Source organism: uncultured Marinobacter sp. (assembly GCF_913055835.1).
Taxonomy (GTDB): Bacteria; Pseudomonadota; Gammaproteobacteria; order Pseudomonadales; family Oleiphilaceae; genus Marinobacter.
The window spans coordinates 108,246-132,104 of the sequence record NZ_CAJXKQ010000002.1 but is presented as its reverse complement, the minus strand read 5'-3'; the positions used below and the strand labels follow the sequence as shown (position 1 = coordinate 132,104).

General features: G+C 57.5%; 21 protein-coding genes. 8 read left to right on the top strand and 13 right to left on the bottom strand.

Annotation, left to right across the window (positions count from 1 at the left end; genetic code table 11):
* Positions 1 to 34 precede the first annotated feature (34 nt).
* Genes QZ534_RS02285 through QZ534_RS02275 form a run of 3 tightly spaced genes read left to right on the top strand, consistent with a single transcriptional unit; the run spans position 35 to position 3,927 of the window.
* On the top strand, positions 35 to 1,786 hold the full coding sequence (locus QZ534_RS02285; RefSeq protein ID WP_296931004.1) for an amidohydrolase family protein: 1,752 nt from the start codon (positions 35 to 37) through the stop codon (positions 1,784 to 1,786).
* A 17-nt stretch (positions 1,787 to 1,803) separates the two neighbouring features.
* On the top strand, positions 1,804 to 2,409 hold the full coding sequence (locus tag QZ534_RS02280; protein ID WP_296931001.1) for a DUF2238 domain-containing protein: 606 nt from the start codon (positions 1,804 to 1,806) through the stop codon (positions 2,407 to 2,409).
* 51 nt (positions 2,410 to 2,460) lie between these two features.
* Positions 2,461 to 3,927, top strand: coding sequence for a DASS family sodium-coupled anion symporter (locus QZ534_RS02275; RefSeq protein ID WP_296930998.1), 1,467 nt, complete (start codon positions 2,461 to 2,463; stop codon positions 3,925 to 3,927).
* 11 nt (positions 3,928 to 3,938) lie between these two features.
* Here QZ534_RS02275 and malT read toward each other — a convergent pair whose 3' ends face one another.
* Positions 3,939 to 6,695 carry an HTH-type transcriptional regulator MalT gene (malT, locus tag QZ534_RS02270; protein ID WP_296930993.1) on the bottom strand — a complete coding sequence of 919 codons (2,757 nt, stop codon included), beginning with the start codon at positions 6,693 to 6,695 and terminating at the stop codon, positions 3,939 to 3,941.
* 249 nt (positions 6,696 to 6,944) lie between these two features.
* On the opposite strand from malT, the gene QZ534_RS02265 reads away from it, so the two are divergent.
* From QZ534_RS02265 to QZ534_RS02250, 4 genes are all read left to right on the top strand, one after another.
* Complete coding sequence (locus QZ534_RS02265; RefSeq protein WP_296930991.1) at positions 6,945 to 7,745, top strand: C39 family peptidase; 801 nt, start codon at positions 6,945 to 6,947, stop codon at positions 7,743 to 7,745.
* A 54-nt stretch (positions 7,746 to 7,799) separates the two neighbouring features.
* Complete coding sequence (locus QZ534_RS02260; RefSeq protein WP_296930988.1) at positions 7,800 to 8,810, top strand: transporter; 1,011 nt, start codon at positions 7,800 to 7,802, stop codon at positions 8,808 to 8,810.
* A gap of 38 nt (positions 8,811 to 8,848) precedes the next feature.
* A complete protein-coding gene (locus tag QZ534_RS02255; RefSeq protein ID WP_296930985.1) occupies positions 8,849 to 10,474 on the top strand; it encodes an outer membrane protein transport protein in 1,626 nt (541 codons plus the stop codon).
* A gap of 117 nt (positions 10,475 to 10,591) precedes the next feature.
* Positions 10,592 to 11,566 carry a MalM family protein gene (locus QZ534_RS02250; RefSeq protein ID WP_296930982.1) on the top strand — a complete coding sequence of 325 codons (975 nt, stop codon included), beginning with the start codon at positions 10,592 to 10,594 and terminating at the stop codon, positions 11,564 to 11,566.
* A gap of 4 nt (positions 11,567 to 11,570) precedes the next feature.
* Here the strand turns inward: QZ534_RS02250 and QZ534_RS02245 are convergent, their stop codons facing one another.
* Genes QZ534_RS02245 through QZ534_RS02235 form a run of 3 tightly spaced genes read right to left on the bottom strand, consistent with a single transcriptional unit; the run spans position 11,571 to position 13,986 of the window.
* Positions 11,571 to 12,602 (bottom strand): polysaccharide deacetylase family protein, encoded by a 1,032-nt coding sequence (locus QZ534_RS02245; protein ID WP_296930979.1) that lies wholly within the window; start codon positions 12,600 to 12,602, stop codon positions 11,571 to 11,573.
* Between the two features lie 45 nt (positions 12,603 to 12,647).
* Entirely contained in the window at positions 12,648 to 13,313 is a 666-nt protein-coding gene (locus QZ534_RS02240; protein ID WP_296931149.1) for a DNA-J related domain-containing protein, read from the bottom strand.
* Between the two features lie 28 nt (positions 13,314 to 13,341).
* On the bottom strand, positions 13,342 to 13,986 hold the full coding sequence (locus QZ534_RS02235) for a TetR/AcrR family transcriptional regulator (protein WP_296930976.1): 645 nt from the start codon (positions 13,984 to 13,986) through the stop codon (positions 13,342 to 13,344).
* Between the two features lie 72 nt (positions 13,987 to 14,058).
* Here QZ534_RS02235 and ttcA point away from each other — a divergent pair, with 72 nt between their 5' ends.
* Complete coding sequence (gene ttcA / locus QZ534_RS02230) at positions 14,059 to 14,973, top strand: tRNA 2-thiocytidine(32) synthetase TtcA (RefSeq protein WP_296930974.1); 915 nt, start codon at positions 14,059 to 14,061, stop codon at positions 14,971 to 14,973.
* Positions 14,974 to 14,977: 4 nt separating this feature from the next.
* Here ttcA and QZ534_RS02225 read toward each other — a convergent pair whose 3' ends face one another.
* From QZ534_RS02225 to ccoN, 9 genes are all read right to left on the bottom strand, one after another.
* Positions 14,978 to 15,667 (bottom strand): sulfite exporter TauE/SafE family protein, encoded by a 690-nt coding sequence (locus QZ534_RS02225; RefSeq protein ID WP_296930972.1) that lies wholly within the window; start codon positions 15,665 to 15,667, stop codon positions 14,978 to 14,980.
* A complete protein-coding gene (gene ccoS, locus QZ534_RS02220) occupies positions 15,664 to 15,924 on the bottom strand; it encodes a cbb3-type cytochrome oxidase assembly protein CcoS (protein ID WP_296930968.1) in 261 nt (86 codons plus the stop codon). The genes QZ534_RS02225 and ccoS overlap by 4 nt, the downstream gene beginning before the upstream one ends.
* Before the next feature lie 38 nt (positions 15,925 to 15,962).
* Complete coding sequence (locus QZ534_RS02215; RefSeq protein ID WP_296930965.1) at positions 15,963 to 18,410, bottom strand: heavy metal translocating P-type ATPase; 2,448 nt, start codon at positions 18,408 to 18,410, stop codon at positions 15,963 to 15,965.
* Complete coding sequence (locus QZ534_RS02210; RefSeq protein WP_296930963.1) at positions 18,407 to 18,922, bottom strand: FixH family protein; 516 nt, start codon at positions 18,920 to 18,922, stop codon at positions 18,407 to 18,409. The genes QZ534_RS02215 and QZ534_RS02210 overlap by 4 nt, the downstream gene beginning before the upstream one ends.
* A gap of 44 nt (positions 18,923 to 18,966) precedes the next feature.
* A complete protein-coding gene (gene ccoG / locus QZ534_RS02205) occupies positions 18,967 to 20,397 on the bottom strand; it encodes a cytochrome c oxidase accessory protein CcoG (protein ID WP_296930960.1) in 1,431 nt (476 codons plus the stop codon).
* A 127-nt stretch (positions 20,398 to 20,524) separates the two neighbouring features.
* Positions 20,525 to 21,415, bottom strand: a complete 891-nt coding sequence (gene ccoP / locus QZ534_RS02200) for a cytochrome-c oxidase, cbb3-type subunit III (protein ID WP_296930957.1) — start codon at positions 21,413 to 21,415, stop codon at positions 20,525 to 20,527.
* Positions 21,412 to 21,597, bottom strand: a complete 186-nt coding sequence (locus QZ534_RS02195; RefSeq protein ID WP_064230202.1) for a CcoQ/FixQ family Cbb3-type cytochrome c oxidase assembly chaperone — start codon at positions 21,595 to 21,597, stop codon at positions 21,412 to 21,414. Before QZ534_RS02195 ends, ccoP begins: the two co-directional genes overlap by 4 nt.
* Positions 21,598 to 21,601: 4 nt before the next feature.
* Positions 21,602 to 22,210 (bottom strand): cytochrome-c oxidase, cbb3-type subunit II, encoded by a 609-nt coding sequence (ccoO, locus tag QZ534_RS02190; protein WP_064230201.1) that lies wholly within the window; start codon positions 22,208 to 22,210, stop codon positions 21,602 to 21,604.
* Positions 22,211 to 22,225: 15 nt separating this feature from the next.
* The gene (ccoN, locus tag QZ534_RS02185) at positions 22,226 to 23,656 is read right to left on the bottom strand and encodes a cytochrome-c oxidase, cbb3-type subunit I (protein ID WP_296930953.1); all 1,431 of its coding nucleotides are present in this window, start codon (positions 23,654 to 23,656) and stop codon (positions 22,226 to 22,228) included.
* Positions 23,657 to 23,859: the final 203 nt, after the last annotated feature.

Below are 23,859 nucleotides of genomic sequence, written 5' to 3'. Positions count from 1 at the left end.
CGGCAGAAAACAACAAAAAAAGGAGTCTTGCACGGTGGACCAGTTCGACACTCTCATCACCGGTGGCCGCTATTTTGACGGCACTGGCGGCCCCTCACGCATCGCCCATGTTGGCGTCAAAGATGGGCGGGTTGCTGCGGTATTTGATGAACAGCCCGACACCAGCCTTGCGACGCGCACGATCGACGCCAGCGGTTGCTGGGTGACGCCGGGATTTCTTGACACCCATACCCACTACGATGCCGAGTTGCTGGTAGCCCCCTCCCTGTCAGAATCCGTGCGTCATGGCGTTACCACTGTCCTGATTGGCAGCTGTTCCCTGAGCATGGTCTGTTCCGATCCGGAGGATGCCTCGGATATTTTTACCCGGGTGGAAACTGTCCCGAGGGAAAAGGTGCTGCCCATCCTTAAACAGTACAAGACCTGGCGGACACCCAAAGAGTGGGTAGCGTTCATGGACCAGCACCCACTGGGACCGAATGTCATCAGCTTTCTTGGCCACAGTGATCTCAGGACCGCGGTCATGGGGCTGCATCGCGCCACCGACCGGAGCGTGACTCCGACCGCACAAGAGCAACGACAAATGGAAGTCCTGCTCGAGGAGGCTCTGCAAGAGGGGTTTCTCGGTCTTTCGACCATGTGCCTGAAATGGGACAAGGTAGATGGTGACAGGGAGTGGTCCAAGAGTCTGCCGAGCACCTACGCACGATGGCGTGAGGTAAGCCGTCTGAATTCCCTTTTGCGCTGTTACGGACGGGTACACCAGGGCGCTCCCAACGCAGCCAATCCGCTTCAGGTCACCCAATACCTGAAAGAGACGCTGGGTTGGTTGAGAAGGCCCCTGAAAACCACCCTGATTGCCATGATTGATCTGAAAGGCAACCCCACGGTCAAACCCATGGCGAGCCTGGTGGGGTGGCTGGCCAACAGCTTTGGCGGCAACTTTCGCTGGCAACTGCTGCCAACGCCGTTCACGGTTTATGCCGATGGCATGGATATCGTGCTGTTTGAGGAATTCGGCGCCGGTGAAATGGCCCTCGATATCCGCGATCAACTCGAGCGCAACGAACTTCTGAAGGACGAGCAGTACCGCCGGAAATTCCGGAAATTCTACAAGGAAAAGCTCTCGCCCCGGGTTTGGCAGAGGGATTTCGGCGATGCGGTAATTCTCGACTGCCCGGATAAAACCGTGGTCGGGCGCAACTTTGCTGAGCTCGCCGCTGACCGTGGCATCCATGTGGTCGATTTCTTCCTCGACATGGTGGTTGCCCATGGCCGTTCGCTACGCTGGTTTACAACGGTAGGCAACCACAGAAAGGATCGGCTCCGGAAAATGGTTACCAACCCCGGCGCCCTGATCACCTTTTCCGATGCCGGTGCCCACATCCGGAATATGGCTTTCTATAACCTGCCGTTACGGTTTCTCAAGCTGGTTCACGATAGCCATGGCGAGGGTGAGCCAGTCATGTCGCTGGAACGTGCCGTACATCGGCTGACAGGCGAACAGGCAGATTGGCTTGGCGTTGATGCAGGTCATATCAGGGTAGGGGATCGGGCCGATATAACGGTACTTGACCCCCGGGGCCTTGATCAGGATCTGGAACAGGTTGAGTGGGCCGAAATGGAAAACTTCGGACTGGAGCGAATGGTGAACCGGGTACCTGGCTGTGTCAGAGAAGTGCTGATCAATGGCCGACCCGCCGTAACCGATGGTGAAGTGGTACCTGCACTGGGCAGGGAACCCGGATATGGGCACTTCCTGCGCGCCGGGGCGTCAGGACAATAGCGGACAAAAGGGAAGCTATGAACCAGCGATTTGCACCGGCAGTCTGGGTGGTGGTGTTTCTTGCAGTATTTATCTGGTCTGCCATAGGACCCAGGGATCGGGCCACATGGGTGCTTGAGGTTCTGCCTGCGGCTATCGGTTTTGTGCTCGTCGTCTGGTGTTTCTTCCGTTATCCGCTGACGCCACTGGTTTATTTCCTGATTCTGATCCACGCCGTCATCCTGATGGTTGGAGGGCACTACACCTATGCGGAGGTGCCTCTGTTCGACTGGTTCCGGGACTGGTTTGGTTGGGAGCGCAACAACTACGACAAGCTGGGCCACCTGGCGCAGGGATTCATACCCGCAATGGTCGCCAGGGAAGTGGTCATTCGCAGGGACGTGTTCGCCAGCCGCCCCTGGGCGGCGTTCTTCATTGTCTGTTTCTGTCTGGCATTGAGCGCCTTCTATGAGCTGATCGAATGGTGGGTGGCCTTGCTCAGTGACGAAGCCGCCGAGGCTTTTCTGGGCACCCAGGGTTATGTCTGGGATACCCAGTCGGATATGGCCTGGGCGTTGTCCGGCGCCATTCTGGCTCTGGTCCTGCTCGGGCGGTTGCATGATCGTCAGCTTAATGCGCTCTGACATCTCACTCGCCTGCTGATGTTGAACGTCTGAATTACGGAACTGAATTGTATGCTCGAAGAGCCCAACGCTGACAAACAAACGGAGGGGCTGCCCCGCAGCCAGATGATCGGACTGATCCTGGGGGCTGCGTTTCTGCTGGCAACCATCATACTCCCACCTCCGGAAACCATGGCGGCGGAAGCCTGGGCAGCCCTGGGCCTGATGCTGCTCATGGCGACCTGGTGGTCTACCGAAGCCATTCCAATTCCCGCCACGGCCTTGTTGCCGATCGTGCTGGTTCCCGCCCTCGGGCTGGGGACGGTGGGTGACGCGACAGAGCCCTATGCCAATCCAATCATTTTCCTGTTTCTGGGTGGCTTCACCCTTGGGCTTGCGATGCAACGATGGAACCTGCATCGCCGGATCGCTCTTATGACCCTGAAGGCTGTCGGCAGCAAACCCAGGCGGCAGATTGCGGGATTCATGCTGGCAACCGCCTTTTTGAGCATGTGGGTCAGTAACACCGCAACGGCCATCATGATGTTGCCGATTGGTCTGTCGGTGGTGGCAATGATGGATAGCAATGACAATCCCGAGGGCATTCGGCGCTATGCCACGGCTCTACTGTTGGCCATTGCCTATTCGGCCAGTATCGGTGGCATAGCCACACTTATCGGCACACCGCCAAATGCCTTGTTGGCGGCCTACCTGAGCGAGAACCAGGGTATTTCTGTGGGCTTTGCCCAGTGGATGTTGCTGGGAGTTCCAGTGACGGTTGTGATGCTGGCTCTGGCCTGGTGGTGGCTGACGCGGCACGACTTTTGGCTGGATAGCACTGCAGGCGGTGGTAAGGCGATACGCGAGGAGCTTGACGCCCTGGGGCCGCTGGGCAAGGGCGAAAAGCTGGTGGCCCTGGTGTTCCTGATCACTGCCGCCGCCTGGATCTTCAGGCCTCTGCTATCCGAGAACCTGATGCCCTGGTTGAGCGACACCGGCATTGCCATCGCGGCGGCCATTGCTATGTTCCTCCTGCCCGTCAATACCCGGTCCCGAGAATTCGTGCTCGACTGGGAGACCGTGAAGGGCATTCCCTGGGGTGTGCTGCTGCTTTTCGGTGGCGGGCTGGCCATGGCTGGCGTGATCAGCAGTTCCGGTCTTGCTGAATGGATCGCCCAGAGTCTGGGTGTGGCCGGCGCTCTGCCAACCCTTGTCATGATTGTGCTGGTGGCGGGCATCATCATTTTTCTGACGGAAGTGACCAGCAATACGGCAACTGCAGCGGCGTTTCTGCCCTTACTGGGGGCGCTTGCCATAAGTCAGGGGGTGTCACCATTACTATTGACAGTGCCTGCCGCCATCGCGGCCAGCTGCGCCTTCATGATGCCTGTGGCCACGCCACCCAATGCCATCGTGTTCTCCAGTGGCCACATGCAGATCAGCGATATGATCAGAGCCGGATTTGCACTCAACCTGATGGGCATTGTGGTGGTGACACTGGTCAGTTATCTGCTTCTCGGTCTGGTGTTCTCCATGTAAGCAGAGGCACGCTAGTCCCCCTGGATCTTGCTCAGCAGATCTTTGGCCAGTTCGATGGCTTCTGAACGGTGGCTGATGTTCTGTTTCTGATAAAGGCTGCGGATATGTGTCTTGACCGTTGTCGAGGCCACTTTCAGGTGCTCCGCAATCTGGTCATTGGAGAGACCGGCGTGTATCAGACTGAGGATCTGCCATTCCCGGCGAGTGAGCGGTGATGTGCGGATCAGTTCCGGTACATCCGGTCGGTCGATGATGTCCTGGATGATGGCCTCATCCAGCGAGATCCGGATGGCGCGGCTGAAATCCCGTTGTTGCTGGGCCAGTTGAATCAGGCGCTCCGCCCTCTGGAGTTCCATGCCCTCGATGGCTTCGTCGTTGATCAGCGCCTTGAGCAGAACAATCAGCTCCTTGCCCAACCGCAGGAAGCTACCGACCGCACCGGTGGTGCTCGCCAGTTCCAGTGCCGTTTTCATATGATCGAGAGCCAGGTCGCGCTCATCCAGTTGCCAGTAAAGGTAGGCGAGGGCGATGTGGTTACGGTTCAGATCGGTTTTCAGGCCAAATTCCCGCGCTACCGCCGTCAGTTCTTCCAGGAGCGGTCGGGCCAGTTCGTACTGGCCCAGGCTGATCAGCGCCCGGGCCTGGTTACGGCCATTGCACTGATTAAAATGGTTGGTGGCCTTTGCCGGCTCACAGGGCGGTGCAATGGTGAGCCAGCGCTGGATCGAGTCGTGATCCCGGACCGCATCCCAGTAGGACAGCATGGTGGCCTGGGCATTGGCTACCCAGTCCAGGTGGTAGTCCTCGGCTGCCAGCATCTTCTGTATCTTGGCAATGTAATCCGCACACAGGCTCTGCCGGCCGCGGGCCTGGGCGACCTTGGCCAGCGATGTGTAGCTCTGCACATACCAGCGCTCCCCCTGCGCCTCGAGTATCTCGATACCCTGCAGCGCGCAACGCTCGGCACTTTCCAGGTGGTGCCACTCCCACATGATCTGGCTACGGATGCGGAACAGGAACTCCAGGATTGGCAGATGGTTCAGCTGGTTTTCTTCCGCGTACTGGAACGCACGTTCCTGAATGTTGTAAGCCTTTTGCAGCAGGCCCATGGCGACACTGATTTCGCTTTGCTGACAAAGTGCCCAGATAACGTTCTGGTGGGCCTGATGGGCCCGGGCCAGATGCTCGGTGTCCTGCATGCGAGCCAGGGCTTCCTCGAGTTCTCCGCGTACAAACAGGGCTTCACCGATAACCGAGGCGGCGGCCACCCGGGATGTAGGCAGGTAACGTGCCTCCTGTTCGATGGCTTCCCGTGCAAGAATCAGGGCGCGGTCGCCGTCGCCATAGTTCATGGCCACCTGGGCGCGGATGGCACTGAATTCGCCATGAACGGCCCGCTGGGTGTCTTCGTTCATGGAGGCCTGCAGACGGGCTTCCGCTGCCGACAACCAGTTTTCCACTTCATCAAACTTGTACTGGCCCTGGGCAACCCATGCCCTGAGCAGTGTCAGCGTAGGATCTTCGGCAATGATTTCCTGGGGCAGCGTATCGAGGCAGCGCTGCAACAGATGAAACTGACCTTCGGTGAAGAATTTTCGCCCGTGAATGGTGAGCACCCGGGTTATGCGTTCCGGGTCTTCCGCGGCAATGGCGTGTTTGGCTGCCTCTTCGGCATGGTCCAGCTCGAGCCAGGCGTCCGCGGCCCGTTGATTCAGGTCTCTCTGGTTTTCGCGAGTGGTGCAGGTCAGCAGATGGCGCAGATACACCGAGAACAACGGGTGGTAGCGGAACCAGAGGGCAGAATTGTCCACGGGCGTTATGAACAGCCCCATGGAAAGCAGGCTGCTTAGCAGCGCCTGGCCGTCGGTATCGTCCATGACACGCATAACCATGCCCGCGTTGAAACGGTCCAGAATGCTGGTGCGCATGAGAAACCGCATTTGCTGTTCGCTCAGATCATTACCCACCAGCTCATCGAAATAATCAAAGATGTTCTGGTTACCATGTTCCAACTGATCGACAAACTCGCTGAATTCGACACTGGTTGCGGATGAAGCAGACAGCAGCTGGAGGGCGGAAATCCAGCCTTCGACCCGGCGGACAGCCCGCTCAATGTCTTCGCGCGCAATCTCGAAAGGGAGCCGGCTCTGTAGGTATTGCTGGGCTTCATCCGCTTCAAAGCCCAGGTCACGGCTGGTGATTTCGCTCAGGCGCCCCTGCATGCGGAGCTGCGCGACGCCAACAGGTGGCATGGTTCTGCTGATGAGAACCAGTGTCAGATACCCTGGCAGATGCCGCAGAAGAAAGCGCAGCGCTTCGTGGATTTCACCGTTAGTGATCAGGTGATAGTCATCAAGTACCAGACAAAGTGGCTCATCATCCTGGGGCAGACCGGCGAGCAGCTCGGTCATGAAGGTTTCAAGGCTGTCATAGCCTTCGGTCTGGAGTCTCTCCAGTGACGGTTGGCAACTGCCCCCTGTGGCGCTGGCCAGGGCATTGGCGAGATACCCGGCAAAGCGGCCCGGGATATTGTCACTGGTTTCCAGGCGGAACCATGCAGAACGGGCTTCAAGGCTCGTCAGTCGTTCGGCAATGGTGGTGGTTTTGCCATACCCGGCCGGTGCGTGAACCAGAAGCAGACTCACCGGCTCAAGGCCATGCAGCAGATCGTTGAACTTTTCTCTTGGCAATAGCGCGGGGGGTGGCACCGGGCTCTGGTTCTTTGCAGTGATAAAGGTGATCTGTCCCGGATTCAGTGTTGTTGTCATCAGGATCTACATCGGAAAATTGGGTGTCTGGACTGGTGTTGATACCGGCTTTGCGCCGTTGCGTCAACTCCCGAGGCCTTCTCGGGCGGCGCCTTGAACCAGTTCTCAAATCCACCCAGCAAGGCCCCTCCTGCAGCGACAGATTTGAGGCACAGTTATCTTTAAGGGCGCAGGCTTTTCGGTATCTTACCGTAACAACATGTAACCCGATTAATACTGTGGCCAATAAAAACAGGGACTTCGTCTGACATGCTGCTGGTGCTCGCTGGATCCATTCTTACATTCACCATGGTGCAGGAAGCGACCGTGGTGGAGCCTTTTGAGAAGGGCCAGATCGTTATCGAACAGGACGTGGATTCAAGCCCTGTTGAAATACGCTCTGATGTCCGGGTCGAGCCGCTGGTTGAGCAAAAATTCCGGAATATCGTACGGCAGGCCTATGACTACAGCTGCGGAAGCGCGGCACTGACTACGGTCTTGAACTTCTACCTCGGGCGGACCTTGTCCGAACGTCAGGTCATGGAGGGCTTACTCCACTACGGGGAAAGTGAGCGCATTGTTGAGCGCCGGGCGTTTTCAATGCTCGATATGAAGCGGCTGGTTACGGCGCTCGGCTACCCATCAGGTGGCTTCCGGGCCACGATTGATGACCTCAAGGACCTGGACCACCCGGCAATCGTGCCCATCCATCATGCGGGCTTCAAGCATTTCGTGGTGTTACGGACGATCCGCGACGGGCGCGCCTATGTAGCCGATCCTTCCGTAGGCAATATTTCCTTTACTCTGGCGCAGTTCGAGGAAAAGTGGGACGACAACGTGCTTTTCATCGTCTTTCCAGGCAGTGACAAGCCCCTGGACAACCTCGAGCTGAAGGAGGAAGACCTTCGCTTTGTGGATGACCAGACAATGACCCTTCTGGCGCTGGAACGGATACCGGCGTTTCACGAGTCCACCCAGAGGCGGATCCAGAATCTGCTGGAACGCCAGAAAAACAATCCCGACGGCAGTGTCGAGAACACAAGAAAGCAGTTGCATTACCGTCGTAACTAATTCACCGGGCAATCCCCGGGTCAGGAACACTACAAATAAAATAAGGGAGTCAGGATGAATCGTTGGTTTGTGCGAGGTTTTATCCTTGTTTCCACGGCAGGTCTGCTTCCGGGCATGGCCCTGGCGCAGGAAGGAAGTGTGGATCAGGCGCGGGAAGCGCTGGCCAAGCAGGAGGGAGACGAGGACGCTTCACAGCAGCTTGAAGAAGTGTTCCAGGCGGCGGAGAAGAACTATTCGTTGCAGAAGAAGGGCTCCCATTCCCTGAACTATTCTTTCGACTATTCCTACACGGCGGACCAGCGGCTGGACCTGGCCATTACCAATGGATCGGTGAGAAATCTGGACGTGGTGCCATCAGCAACACACAGCTTCACCAACGCTTTTTCCTACGATTATGGCCTTCTGGACAACCTGACGGTAGGGACCCGTATTCCCCTGGTAGTCAAATACGATACCCAGGACGAGCTCAATATTTACGACTTTGGCGACATTTCCTTTACCGGGCGCTGGCAGCCGTTCGCCTATGTTCCGGGCAAGATGTCGACCACACTGTTCGGAACCCTGTCCACCAAGACCGGTGTCAGCCCCTACGAGATAGACATCAACGAACAGCTGTCCACTGGCAGCGGATACTATTCGGTTGGTGGGGGCGCGAGCCTGTCGAAAGTTCTCGATCCGGTGGTGGTTTTTGGTTCGGTAAGTGCTACCTATAACCTCCCGGCTGAAAATCTGCAGCAGGTACGAGGTGCACGCCTTCTGGAAGAGGTGGACCCCGGCTTTGGGCTATCCGGCTCGGCCGGTTTTGCCTATTCCCTGTCGTACGACATCTCCCTGAGTATCTCGGCTCAGCTCAGCTACAGCGATGAAACCATTCTCACCTTCTCCAATGGCGACCAGGCCGTCGCCCAGGACCAGATGACAGGTTTCCTGAGCATGTCGCTCGGTACCCGCGTCAGCGACACCACCATTGTCAACACCAGCCTGGGTATTGGCCTGACCGAAGATGCTCCGGACTTCTCCCTGGGGGTCTCCCTGCCCATTAACTTCTCCGGTCTTAAAGAGTGATTGGTGTCGTTGACGATCTACGGGAAGGGAAGGACTTCATGGGACAAAAAAGCCACAACCGTCGGATTCTCGCGGCCCTGATCGCCACGACCATCTCCTGTGGCGCACAGGCCCAGCTGGCGCAGAATTTGACCATTCATCCCAAGGCACTGGCGCTCGGTAACGCCGTGACTGCTGATCCGCCGGGGATCATGGCGATTCACTATAACCCTGCGGGTCTGACCAAGCTGGACGGCCGGCAACTGGAAGTGAACCTGATGAGCGTCTATCTGGACATTGACGCGGACTTCACGGCACCGGACGGCTATGAGATTTTCGGTATTGACGGGCTGGAGATTGATCCTCAGACGGGAAAACAACGGGACCCGGTTGCCAATACCCACAGCCACACCAACAACGTGGCGCTGTATTTACCCGGATACGGAATTCTGCGTGCGCCTCCGGGACCGGCCCTGGCACCTTCAGCTGGGATCAGCATCAACCCGCCGGGCTCAAAGCTGACCTTCGGTAATGCCTTCTACCTGCCGCTCGCGGCTGGCTTCTACCGTGACAAGGATGACCCCGGCCGTTATCAACCCCAGGCCACGGCGTTGCAGCGCACCACCTATCTGTCACCAACGGTGGGTTACGAGATAAATGACGATTGGTCGGTGGGAGCCGGCATACACCTCTCCCATATGGGGATCGCGGCAGATCAGTACATGCGTGCGCCCAACCTGCTGCTGGGGGTGGCGGAAGTACTGCAGGACGCCTTCAACTGCGAGAGTGGCGATGAGCCCCTTCAGCCCTGGCTGGCGCTGTGTGGTGGTAACGTTGGACCCTGGGATGACATCGGCGCGCTGAACATCAACGTTCAGGAAACGCTGTCCCCCACCTATGCTCTGGGTGTTATGTGGGAGCCGACGGACTGGTTCAGCTGGGGCGCAAGCTACACCTCCGAAGCTGAAATGAATATGAAGGGCACGTTCGAGATCCAGTACACCGACGACTGGTCCGGCTTCTGGCAAAGCGTGAACGGATCCGTGCTTGGTGCTATTACCTCGGCGATTCTGAGCCTGCCGTCCGGTGCCCCCAAGGAGTCCGGCAACGTCAGTATGGATCTGGTTTACCCCCAGCACTTCCAGACCGGTATCAGTGTTGACGTGCATCCGAAACTGACCCTGAACGCTGATATTGGCTGGACCGATTACAAACAGTGGGATGCCTTTGTTTTCCGGTTTGATCGCAACCTGGAGTTTCTCAATGCGGCCCGGATCCTGTCACCGGACAATGCCACGCCGAATACCCTGAGGCTGCCCCTGGGTTTCAAGAGTCAGTGGAACTGGGCGTTTGGCATGGAGTTTCACGCGTCTTCCCGTCTGGACCTGCGTGCCGGGGTGGAGATACGGGATTCCGTTATCCCGGATGATCAGCGACAGGTAATGGCACCGTTTGGCGGGGCCAACCTTTATAGTATTGGTATGGGGTACCAGTGGGACAAGGATACCGAGATTGACATGAATCTCAGCTATCTACATTCGGTGGAGTCGATTCCCGCGGATACCAGCTGTAACGTAAACTGCGACAACATCACCAACATTATCTACAACCCTTATGCCGGGCTCGATATCAAGACATCGCTGAGGGTTGTCATGGCAGGCCTCAGTTTCCGGACCAGGTTCTGAGTGGTGCCATTGAACAAAGGGTAGTCATTCGCAGTGATCAGTGGCTCTGTAGGAAAACCAGCCTTGTGCCTTTTTCTGGCAGCACTTCTCGGAGGTTGTCAGATTGGCGGATCGACAGTGTCGGAACGGGACGGCTATTTTACCTGGGTGGACGAGCAGGGCCGTGTGCGGTATTCGCCCATCGCCAGAGCCGACAGTACAGACTCTGAAAAAGACGCTGAAGAGCGGGACAATGCGGGGCCCGGGGTAGAAACAGCACAGTCGGGCAATGGGGCGAGTGCTGAATCAGGGCTGCAGGAGGAAACCGAGTACACGCTTGAGAATTACCCCGATGCCGGCGAGCTCGAAAAAAATGGCTACATTCGGCCCGGTGAGCCGCAACCCTATTTCACGTGGCGAGACGCCGAAGGTAATGTACGGGTCAGCTATTATCGGCCGGACACCCGCTCTGACATTGAGAAAGGGCTGGTTGAGCCACCGGTTCAGATCACCGAAGCCAGCGTCTACCATGCGGGGCCCGATGGAGCAAAACAGACGCCGGTAGAGGGTTATGACCCGGACGCCTTTGCCATTTTGGGTGTTGAGGCTCCAGCCGATGACTTTTTTACCCGGTTTTCAGCTACCTGTTGCGAGTCAATGGATGGTGCCGATCCGAAAAAGTGGCAATCGGGGCGCGAGTTCGGCGTTACCCTCTCGGACGATTCAGCAACCCACCCGTTTCTCTCCGGAACCAGCCCTTACCAATTGATTGCGCTCCCGGGCGCGGACGAGCATGCCAGTCTGGTCATCCGCCTGCGCTCCTATGCCAAAAACGGGGTGTTCGTGCCTTCCCTGGCGTTCCTGGATGAAACGATGGCACCCTTAAGATTGGTGACCGACCTGGTGATGGACTTCACCCCGGAAAACTGGCACCGGCGCGGCTACTTGGAAGCGTGGGTTCCCGCGTTCCCGGGTCAGGGAGAGCGTTGGCTGGTCGTTTTTACCCGGGAGGAAGATCTGAAGGGCCAAACCGTTACAGAAACCAGTACCGGCCCCCGTAAAATCCCCCACATCAGGCGCGGTGAGATCGGCCTGATGCAGGTGGAGGAATGAGGCTTCAGTCCTCCGGCTTACTCAGATCCAGCCATTGCTGGGACAACCAATAGTAGCTGCCATCACCGGCAGGGTGCGTGCAGTTGTAACGGAATCGCCGGCTGTTGAAGGCCTCTGGTGCCTCCACTTCCACATTGCCGTCAATGACGTCAAAGTCAATTCGCCCCTGACCGGAGGCAAAGCAGGTCAGTCGATTGGCATCAATGGGGGCCACGAGTGGGAAAACCAGTTTAGGCGGATTCTGCGAGATCACGCCGTCTGGCAGCTTATCGGTATCGACAGGGAAGGCTTTGCTGCGAAGCTTGTTCTCAAGGCTCCCGAGTTGGCCATAGGCGTTCGCCATCGGAAAGCGAGGCAGTCGGGTTTTGCCGGTTTTCTCGCCAATGGCCCCTGACTGCTGGCCAAAGCCGTACCAGCCACGCTCGGCAACTTTGCGCTCCAGTGCCTTGTCAAACTCTCCGTAGGGATACGCGAACATGGGCGCCGGTGCGTCCAGTTCCCGGTTGAGGGCCTGCTGGGCCGAATCAAGGCTGTTGGTGGCCCGGGCCTGCCAGTCACTTTCGCTTTCGTTTGGCTTCCTGGCCAGGTGACCATGGTCTGCGCTGTGGTTGGCAATGGTTACGCCCGGGCGCTCGGCCAGCTCCCGAATTTGATCCCAGGTCATGTAGCCGTTGCGGCCAACGGCTTCGGTGTTTACAAAAATCGTGTAGGGGTAGGCCTTGTCAGCCAGCATTGGCGCCGCGGTATGGTAGACGGAGTCATAAGCGTCATCGAAGGTAATGGCGATGCGATTACCTTGTTCATCGTTGCCGGCCAGGCTTGTCTCGGTGCCTTTCTGAAGATCCACAACTTTCAGCTCCAGATCAGCGATCATGTCCAGTTGGCCTTCAAACAGAGAGACTGACGTGCTGGTGGCGGGCGGCGTTGAATCACTGACGTGATGATATTGCAGGACAACAAGATCTGCGCGCGCTGAGATGGCTGTCGCCATAAAAGCGACGATCATGGAAATCTTAAGGAATGCATTGAACGGCATATCGTCTCCTGTGGTTCTGTTCCCCGGCCAGCCCGAACAGGCCGGTCAAATGCTGTGGCGGAAATGGGCTTTCAGTACGGCGAAGGCCTGATTGAGATGCTGAATGGTTTCGGTCTTGCCGCCGCGGTCCGGGTGGGCATGCATCACTGCGCGGCGGAAACGTTTCTTGACCGTAGGAAAATCGGCGGGAACCGCATTGAAGCCCAGTGCTTCCGCCGCCTCCCTTGTTTCGGACTGTGCAGGTGCCTGGCCAGGGGCGCCTGCCCAGAAGTCATTCATTATCTGCTGGATGGCTTCCTCTGGCAGACGGTACTGGGAGAGGTCCAGATAGAAATGGCGAAGTGTGTCGACACTGTCGGGCATCCCTTCGCCACTGACCACAGTCTGCGCTTCGATGCGGATACTGAGAGGCGAAATCCGAAGGCTCTCGCCGGCCTCGGACAACTGGTCCCGCAGGCGGTAAAGCACATGGAACAGGAGAAAATGAACCGGGTATAGCTTTTCCGGTTCGCTGAAAATAACGTTACCGAGCAGCTCCCAGGGCGGCTTCTGAAGTGCCTTGATCAGGGATAATTCATTCATGCCTGCCGGTGCTGACCGCAGTTCGTGCTCAACGGCCACCAGCAGGTGTTGAATCTGCTGTTCCAGGCAGTCATCTTCATTTGCTGCTCCAGGGTAGGAGGCATTTATCGGAGAATGGCGCTCTGTCATAGGGCCCATGTTAGGCCACTCCCGGCTATCAGGGAAGTGCAGACAGCCCGGGAAGGCCGCCCATGAACAGAGCGCTTGAAAACCGGGTTGCGGCCAGGGCTTCAGCATCCGCTGATTCCGGGTTCCTGTGGGCGCGCCTTGCGAGCGTCAGGCTGATCTCGTAGGCGACGCCGAAAAATGCGGCGCACAGATATTCATGATCGAGCCGGGGGAGCAGCCCTCGCTCCATTGCCTCGCGGACGTCGTCTTCCAGGGAGAGCATGGTCAGACCGAGAATATCGGAACCGAACAGTTCCCGAAGCGCGCGATCATTGCGATGCGCCAGCTCGTAAACCAATGGATCCCTCGCTGTTGCGGTGAAAAGGGCCAGATAGGCGTAATGGAGGAAATCCTCGGTGGTATTTGCCGAGCGCCGATGACGGATAAGATTGTCGTTCAGGTGGGTGAGGAAGTCGGTGAGCAGGGCGGCAAATATGTCTTGTTTGCTGGAAAAATAATTGTAAAAAGTACCGGCGGCAAGCCCCGTGCGACGTACGATGTCGCGGATCGTGGAGTTTTCGTAACCGCGTTCCCGAAAACACTCCCGGGCGGCATGCAGGATAGCCCTTCGGTTCCGTATGCGGTTCTGTTCCCGTTTGCCTGCGGCCTCTTCACTCGATTGCAACATATCCATGTCGGTATCCTGTCCCTGAATCCATGTGACGCGTATAATCCCACGTCCACTTGCCTTATGAACGTAGTTGGTATGTCCGAAGCAATGATCGCCAGTTCCGAACAGTCCCTCAACCCAGAGCGGGAGCGCCGCCAGAAACTGGAGTTGAACAAGCTGCAGAAACGTCTGCGCCGCGAAGTCGGGCAGGCGATTGCCGATTTCTCGATGATTGAAGCCGGCGACAAAGTCATGTGCTGCCTCAGCGGTGGCAAAGACTCTTACGCCATGCTTGATATTCTGCTCAACCTGCAGAAAAGTGCCCCGGTTTCGTTCGAGCTGATTGCCGTCAACCTCGATCAGAAGCAACCCGGCTTCCCGGAACATGTATTGCCCGAATACCTGTCCTCCATGGGTATCGAGTATCACATCATCGAAAAAGACACCTACAGTATTGTTAAGGAAAAAGTGCCGGAAGGGAAGACTACCTGCGGTCTGTGTAGCCGGCTACGACGCGGAATTCTCTATAATTTTGCAGAGGAGCACGGGGTTACCAAGATAGCCCTGGGCCACCACAGGGACGACCTGCTGGAAACCCTGTTTCTGAACATGTTCTACGGCGGCAAGCTGAAGTCCATGCCTCCGGTTCTGCACAGTGACGATGGCCGCAACACGGTTATCCGGCCGCTGGCCTACAGCCGGGAAAAAGATATCGCCCGCTATGCGGGGCTTCGGGACTTCCCCATCATCCCGTGTAACCTGTGTGGTTCCCAGGAGAATCTTCAGCGCCAGGTGATAAAGGACATGTTCCAGACCTGGGATAAACAGCACCCGGGTCGGCTCGAAACCATGTTCCGCGCCATGTGCAATGTGGAACCCTCGCACCTGGCGGATACCAATCTCTACGATTTCAAGGAAGGCAAGCGCCTTGGTGGTAAGCGCCAGGCCGTTCAGACGGCGGAACCTGAGGCACAAACGGACTTCGGGCGTTTGGATGTTCTGAATATCTAGCCGGTTAGTGTCCGGCCAGAGGCAGGAAAGGAAGCGTCCACAGGCCGAACAGGATAAGCAGGCCGCCAGTGACCTTGCGGAACACCTGGTGGCTCTGCAAGCCGCGAATCCAGTTGGCCGCGAAACCCGTGGCCAGCATCGACGGCAGGGTGCCAAGCCCGAAAAACAGCATGGTGAGCGCAGCCGAGCCCACGGTCGGCTGTAATGCCGCCCATCCCAGAGTGCTGTAGATCAGCCCGCACGGCAGCCAGCCCCATAGTGCTCCGAGGGCCAGAGCCTGTCCTCCGTGATTCACTGGCAGCAAGCGACGGGTCAGGGGTGAAAGGCGTGCCCAGATTGGCGCACCGATCCGTTCCACATAGCGGATTCCCTGCCACCATTGCCCCATGGACAGTCCCATGAAAATCAGAAGAAGCCCCGCCAGAGTTCGTAGTACAAGGCCGGCAGTCGCCCATTGGCTGGCGGCCGAGGTACTGGCAAGCGCGACCAGTGTGGCAATTAGAACATAGCTGCCGATTCGCCCGAAGTTAAAGGCCAGAAGCATTAGCGTCTGCCGGAGCCGGAAACCCCGACCCACTGGCAGGGCCATTGAGAGGGAAGCACTGATACCGCCGCACATGCCGAGGCAGTGGGCACTGCCGAGCAATCCGATCAGGAAGGCGCTGGGGTAACTGAGGTAGAGTTCCGGATTCATCCTTTCTGGGACTTGTCCTCATCCGGATTGGCGGTCTTTCCGAGTTCGGCTTCGTGCTCCGGGGTTTGTTTCTCTGCGGCCGGTTTATCGGTACGGGCGTCGTCGGGGATCATGTCCTTGTCGTCATCGTAAAGTATCCGATGGGCGGGGCCTTCGAGATCATCGTACTGACCGTTCTTGACCGCCCAGGAAAACAGAACGATGCCCAGGGCCACCAGGATGAGCATCACCGGTACCAGGAACATTACAATTTGCACGGTGAAACCTCGCCGAGAATGAGTATAGGGTTACGGTATCAGGACACAGCCTGGGCGCCAACCGCCGGATTGTGCTGACTCCGTTGCTTCGGGGCCTTGCCAAGTCTCAGCGCATTTAACACAACCACCAGTGAGCTGAGGGACATGCCAATTGCCGCCAGCCAGGGAGGGACCATACCAGCCGCCGCCAGAGGTAGGGCGCAGACATTGTAGGCAAGTGCCCACCAGAGATTCTGCCGGATGATGCGCCGGGTCTGTCGGCTGGCCTTCAGGGCCTCGACCAGCTGCAATAGCTGGCCGTTCAACAGAACCGCATCGGCTTTCAGTTGGGTCAGGTCAGCGGCTGTGCCCATGGCAACGGAGATTCCGGCGCCGGCCATGGAGGGCAGATCGTTCAGTCCGTCGCCGACCATCATGATGTGCCGGCCTTCCGATTCCAGCTTCTGCAGTACTGACAGTTTTTCTTCCGGAGAGGCCTGTCCAATCGCTTCGTCAATGCCGAGCATTCCGGCAACCTGCTCAACATGCCCGGAGCGGTCCCCGCTCAGCAGTATTGTGCGAATGCCGGCTTCCTGAAGTGACTCGATGGCTGCTCGGGCGTCATCCCGGGGTTGATCGTCGAGCCTGAAGCAGGCCAGCCATTCTCGGTCCGAGGCAAGCCAGATCTCCATGCCCTGATGATGCTCTGCCTGCGGGACTGGTGCAGCTGTATGCGATTCTACGAATCCGCGGTGGCCGATGAAGAGTCGCATGTCTCCCAACTGCCCGGAGAGTCCGCCGCCAACATGATTTTCCACATGTTCAACCGCAGCAGTGGTTCGCCGATGGAATACCTTGGCGATTGGATGTTCGGAATATTTCTCCAGGCCGGCTGCGAGCTTCAGGCAGCTCTTTTCATCCATGCTTCCGACAACCTCTGTTGCCGTGAGACTGAGTTCTCCGCGAGTCAGTGTTCCGGTTTTGTCGAACACCACAGTATCGATGGTGTTCATGGATTCCAGGGTATGGCCCCGAGTAGGCAGGAATCCAAGGCGACGGAGCCTGACGGTTGCCGAGGTAATAGCGGTGGGGGTGGCCAGAGACAGTGCGCAGGGACAGGTGACCACCAGTACCGACAGGGTAATGTCGAAGGCATTGTCGGCGCCGGCCAGCCACCAGCCAATCCAGACCACCGGGGCCAGTATCAGCACCCGCCCGACAAATTTCCCCGCCATCCGGTCGGCCATCATCGCGACCTGGGGCTTTTCGGATTGCACCCGGTCCAACACCCGGAGAATGCCTGAAAGCCGGGTTTGCGCACCAGCCTTCACTACCCTGACATCGAGCGGGTTTTCGCCGTTGACACTGCCGGCGTGTACGGAGTCCCCGGGGTATCGGGTTTCGGGCAGATATTCGCCCGTCAGCGCCGCCTCGTTCAGGGTGGACTCTCCCCGAACGATCTCTCCGTCCACCGGCAGAGTCTCACCAGGCCGAACCCGAACGATATCGCCGGGCCGAATCTGGTGGGCCGGAACAATGTCCGTTTCCTCACCCTTCACCAGAGTGGCAACGGTCGGCTGGAACCCCGCAAGGGCGTTACCGGTGAGCCCGGCACGATAACGGGCCTGCACTTCAATATAACGACCAAGCAGCAGGAAGAAGGTAAACATGCACACGGACTCGAAGTACACTTCCTCGCCGCCAACTATGGTTACCCAGGCGCTAGCGAGGTAGGCCAGCCCTATGGCAATGGCAACCGGCACATCCATGGTCAGGTGCCGGCTCTGGATGTCCCGGCGGGCATTACGAAAAAACGGGGCAGCGCTATACAGAACCACCGGGGTGGCTACCAGCAAGCTGAACCAGCGGAAAAAGCTGACGAATTCCGGGGACAGATCGTTGACCAGTTCAAAGTAAAGGGGAAATGCCAGCATCATGCTCTGGAACGAGCCTATGCCCGCAATGGCAACCCTGATCAGCATGGAACGATGCTCGGCTTTCAGCGCCTGTTCTGCTTCGTCTGCCTGGTAGGGGCGGGCGGTGTAGCCAAGTTCGTGAATGGCTATCAGAAGGTCACTCAGCGGTGCCTGGTCCTGGGACCAAACCAGCCGGGCCCGCTGTGTGGTGTGATTCACCGAAAAGGACACGACACCCGGCTGCTGTTTCATGTGGTTTTCAAGCAGCCAGATACAGGCCGCGCAGGTGATACCACCAATCAGCAACTGAGCTTCCTGCGCGCCTTTGACCGGGACAACAAAGGTTTCCTGGACCAGGGGGTGGTCAAGCTCCCGCAGGCGATTCACTTCGGCAGTCGTCAGTTGCTTCGGTGTGACAGCCGGTCTGGTGCGGAAATCGTAGAAACCGGTCAGCCCCTCACTACGGATGGTCTGACAAACCGACTTGCAGCCCTGGCAGCAGAAGTGACGGGTTTTCCCGTCGAGCTCAAGGGTAATGGGCGGATCACCGTCTGCTGGTTCACCGCAGTGGAAGCAATCCAGGGTGGTCAACCTTGGGCAGACTCCCCGGCCTTGACCGTTATGCCGCTTTCAGAGGGTAGCCAGGCTTCGCCCTTTAGACGCCATTCGTTGGCCGGGCCCCGAAGGTCATAGTACCAGCGGCCGTCGATGTCGTTGTGGAGCTTGCCAGCGAAGCGTCCCGGGGCGACCTGCTGGAACTGGATGGTACGGTCTTTGTCGGACAGCGTCGGATGGAACAGATTGAGAACCAGATAGGGGAAATCGGCCGGACCGTCAACGGTATTCAGGTCCACGGTCACGTTCCGGTTCTGGAAATCGATCTGGGCTACCATTCCCAGGTCCACTGCTTTCTGGTCGCGGGCGATGGACATATTGATACCCCGTCCTTCCTTGGACCAGTCGTCTGTCACCATCGCATTTTCAGTGTTGATTGCGATGGTGATTGCGACGGCGCAGTAAATGATGGATGCGCCCGGAAATATCAGCAGGAACCAGAACCAGGGCTGGCGGTACCAGGGTGCTACGGGTGTTTCAGTTGTCATAACTCAGTGTCTCGTAAAAACGGTCAGATCTGTGCGATCGAAAATCAGCGCGTTGGACCGACAAATCGGCTTTCAGTTTCAAGGCTCAGCGAAGAATCTGTCTCGGACTGTGCTCGGAACAGGATCTCGTTGTTGGATTCGGTAATGGATTCCGGAGGCACGTCGACAACCGTCGGTAGTGAGCGGTTCTCACCACTTTCAACAGTTACCGAGGTATCGGTCAGGATCCGGATCCCCTCCAGGCCGGTCACTGCGACGGTGAAGGTCTGGGGCACCTCTGTCATATTGGCAATTTTCAGCGTGTAGCTGTTCTCAACCCGCCCCTCGCCATTGAAGCTGTAAAGGGCTCCGCGATCTCGAAGGGCGTCCATCTGGGCCGGCACTCGTGTGGCGATTGTGAAAATAATTGCCGCAATCATCAATGACAGGACTGCACCATAGCCAAAGGTTCTTGGGCGCAGGAGCTTCGAGGTCTTGCCTTCCAGTTCATTCTCTGTGGTGTAACGGATCAGCCCCCGCGGGTAATTCATCTTGTCCATGATCTCGTCACAGGCATCAATACACAGGGCGCAGCCAATACATTCGTACTGAAGGCCGTCCCTGATATCGATGCCCGTTGGGCATACCTGGACACACTGGCCGCAATCGATGCAGTCACCCAGCCCGGCCTCCGCCGGATCCACGCCTTTCTTGCGGCCACCCCGTGGCTCGCCCCGGTTGGGGTCATAGGAGACCACTCGGGTGTTGGGATCAAACATAACCGACTGGAAGCGGGCATAGGGGCACATGTACAGACAAACCTGCTCGCGCATCCAGCCCGCGTTGAGATAGGTGGCGACGGTAAAGAAGGCAACCCAGAAATAGGCCCAGCCATTGGCTTGCAAGGTGAAGAGGTCGGCAATCAATTCGCGGATAGGGTAGAAGTAGCCGACAAAGGTGAGGCCTGTGGCAAGCGCGATCAGAAGCCAGACTGCATGTTTGGCGGATTTTTTGACCACCTTTTCTGTCGACCGAGGCGCCTTATCGAGCTTCATACGCTTGTTTCGGCTTCCTTCGATCCGCTCCTCAACCCACATGAAAATGAAGGTCCATACCGTCTGGGGGCAGGTGTAGCCGCACCAGACCCGGCCAAACAGTGTGGTAATGAAGAACAGGCCAAAGGCGCAGATAATCAGCATGCCCGAGAGCAGGATGAAATCTTTCGGGTAAAAGGTGGCGCCGTACAAATGAAACTCACGGGCAGGGAGGTCAAAGTGAATCAGTGGCTGTCCGTCCAGGGTGAACCAGACAAAGGCAAAGTACATGCCCATCAGCAGTGTCAGGCTGACATTACGAATGCGCTGAAAGAAGCCTTTCACTTCCTTGACGTAAATCTTCTTACGGCTCGCGTATAGCTCGACGGTTCCGGATTTATTGTTGTTGTCGGAGGGGCCAGAAGATGGGTCAACCTGTTTGACCGGAATCTCACTGCTCATCGTTACCTCCAGGAAAAGGGTAATGCGGGGCAACAGGCCTTGGGGCTGCTGATCTTTTCAAGCCTGTGCCCGCGTCGCAGACACAGGGTTGAAAAGACCGGGCCGGGGCTTACCCCGGCCGGTCGACTCAGTTCGAGAGGCTGTAGACGTAAGCCGCGAGAATCTGAATCTGATCGTCTGAAAGCAGGCGATCCTGGGCAGGCATCTGGTTCTGGCGACCGTTCATGACGGTTTCCTTGATCCATTCGTAGGTCGAACCATAGAGCCAGGTATTGTCGGTCAGGTTGGGCGCGCCCATAGCCTGCATACCCTTGCCCTCAGGGCCATGACAGGCCACACAAGCCTGTGCGAAGACCTGTTCGCCAGCCTTGGCAGCTTCGGCGTCTTTTTCCCGACCACTGAAGCTCAGAACATAGTTCACAACCTGGTCGACCTGCTCGTTGGTCATGCCGGGCATGGTGCCTTTGGCGGGCATGTTACCCATACGACCATTGTGCAGGGTTTCCAGGATGGCTTCCGGTGTTCCGCCCCAGAGCCAGTCGTCGTCGGTCAGGTTGGGGAAGCCAACCTGGCCACGAGCGGCAGAGCCATGGCAGACCGCACAGTTGTTGGCAAACAGACGCTGACCAATTTTCATGGCGTCGTCGTTCTCGGCCAATTCGGGAACCGGGGTCTGGCCGTACTGGGCGTAAATTTCACCGTACTTTTCTTCGGCTTCTGCAACTTCGGCTTCCCACTGGTTGACCGCGGTCCAGCCAAGGAGGCCTTTCCAGTTGCCAAGACCCGGGTACAGCGCGAGATAGCCTAGTGCGAAAACACAGGTAGCCAGGAACAGATAGAACCACCACTTGGGCAGTGGGTTATCGTATTCCTCAATGCCATCGAAGGAATGGCCCATGGTGCGGTCGGTTTCGGTATCGGTCGTCTGGCTCTTGCGGGTTGCCCACAGCAGCCACCAGCAGCCGAACACGGTACCGAGCACGATCACACTGATCCAGATGCTCCAAAAGGTACTCATTCTTTTTTCTCCGTTTTTTCCTGTTCGAGCGTACGCTTTTCCACGTCGTCATCGTCGAAGGGCAGGTGAGCTGCCTCGTCGTTGGCCTTCTTGCGGTGGGCGCTGTAGGCCCACCAGACGATTCCCAGGAAAACCGCCATTACCAGAAGTGTGTGAATGCCGCGTAACTCATTAATATCCATGGGTTCACCGTTTGTCTGAAATCACTGTACCCAGCTGTTGCAGGTAAGCGACCAGAGCCTCGATTTCAAATTTGCCTTCCACCTGCGCAGAAGCCTCTGCAATCTGCTCGTCGGTGTATGGCACGCCCAGCGTCTGGAGAGTCTCCATCTTTGCGGCGGTCTTGGTGTGGTCTACCCGGTCTTCAAACAGCCAGGGGAAAGCCGGCATGTTTGATTCAGGTACAACGCTGCGCGGATCATAAAGGTGCTGGCGCTGCCAGGCGTCGGAATAACGACCGCCTACACGAGCCAGATCCGGACCGGTACGCTTGGAACCCCACAGGAACGGACGGTCGTATACGAACTCGCCCGCGACGGAGTAGTGACCATACCGCTCGGTCTCTGCCCGGAACGGGCGGATCTGCTGGGTATGGCACACATGGCAGCCCTCACGGATGTAAATGTCCCGTCCTTCAAGTTCCAGTGCCGACAGGGGCTCAAGGCCCTCTACCGGCTCATTGGTTTCCTTCAGGAAGAACAGGGGCACCACTTCGGCAAGAAAGCCACCGCTGATGGTCAGGACGATCAGCACGATCATCAGACCAAGGTTTTTTTCAACTATTTCGTGTTTCATCTGATCTCTCTCCCGTTACGCCGGCTGGGTCGCCGCGTTGTCCTGCGCGATCGCATCTTTCTGGCGAACGGTCATGTACACGTTGTAAGCCATGATGAACATGCCGGTCAGGAAGATAGCGCCGCCAAGGAAGCGCACGAAGTAGCCGGGGTAGGAGGCTTCCAGTGCTTCAACAAAGCTGTAGGTCAGGGTGCCGTCCTGGTTGACCGCACGCCACATCAGGCCTTGCATGATGCCGTTGACCCACATGGCAACGATGTACAGCACGGTGCCGACGGTCGCGAGCCAGAAGTGAGCGTTGATCAGGGCCGTACTGTACATGGCCTGCACACCCCAGAGTTTCGGGATCAGGTGATAAACCGCGCCGATACTGATCATGGCAACCCATCCAAGGGCGCCGGAGTGTACGTGGCCGATGGTCCAGTCAGTATTGTGCGAAAGTGCGTTCACGGTCTTGATAGACATCATGGGACCTTCGAAGGTGGACATGCCGTAGAACGACAGGGAAACCACCAGGAAGCGCAGAATCGGGTCAGTGCGCAGCTTGTGCCATGCGCCCGAGAGAGTCATCATGCCGTTGATCATGCCGCCCCAGGAGGGTGCGAGCAGAATCAGGGACATCACCATGCCTGCGGTCTGTGCCCAGTCTGGCAGTGCAGAGTAGTGCAGGTGGTGACCACCGGCCCATACGTAGGTTGCGATCAGGGCCCAGAAGTGGACGATCGACAGGCGATAGGAGTAGACAGGACGGTTGGCCTGCTTGGGAACGAAGTAGTACATCATGCCCAGGAAGCCGGCGGTCAGGAAGAAGCCTACCGCGTTGTGGCCGTACCACCATTGCATCATGGCGTCAGTGACGCCAGCGTAGGCGGAGTAGGACTTGAAAGCACTGGCGGGCAGCGCCATGTTGTTACCGATGTGCAGGCAGGCAACCGTAATGATGAAAGCGCCGTAGAACCAGTTTGCCACGTAGATGTGGGGAGTGCTGCGCTTCATGACGGTTCCGAAGAACACCAGCGCATAAGTCACCCAGACAATGGCGATGGCAATATCGATTGGCCATTCGAGTTCGGCATATTCCTTGGAAGAGGTAAGGCCGAGCGGCAGAGTAATAGCTGCCGAGACAATGATCGCCTGCCAGCCCCAGAAGGTGAACGACGCAAGGCCATCGGAAATCAGACGGGCCTGGCAGGTACGCTGCACCACGTAGTAGGAGGTAGCGAACAAGGCACTTCCACCAAAGCCGAAGATTACGGCATTGGTATGCAGCGGCCTGAGACGGCCGAAGTGGGTAAAGGGCAGGTCGAGGTTGAGGGACGGCCAGACCAGCTGTGCTGCAATCAGCACACCCAGCGCCATACCTACAATACCCCATACCACTGTCATGATGGCGAATTGTCTCACCACCTTGTAGTTGTATGTCAGGTTTGCATTTACTGTGCTCATAGCCTTACCAATGGGTTTAGAGTGGGGAATTATGCGGGCGCAAGTATGGAGAAACGATTAGCTGTTTGCAATGACTCAGGTCAACTCCTGACATCCGTCAAATGCGCCGAAATCAGCAACATGGCTTCCTTTTCAGTGCCGTTTCTGTAGTTGTTTCAGCGCAGGGAATGAGTGTTGCCTGAATGCAATGATAGTCGCTTAAC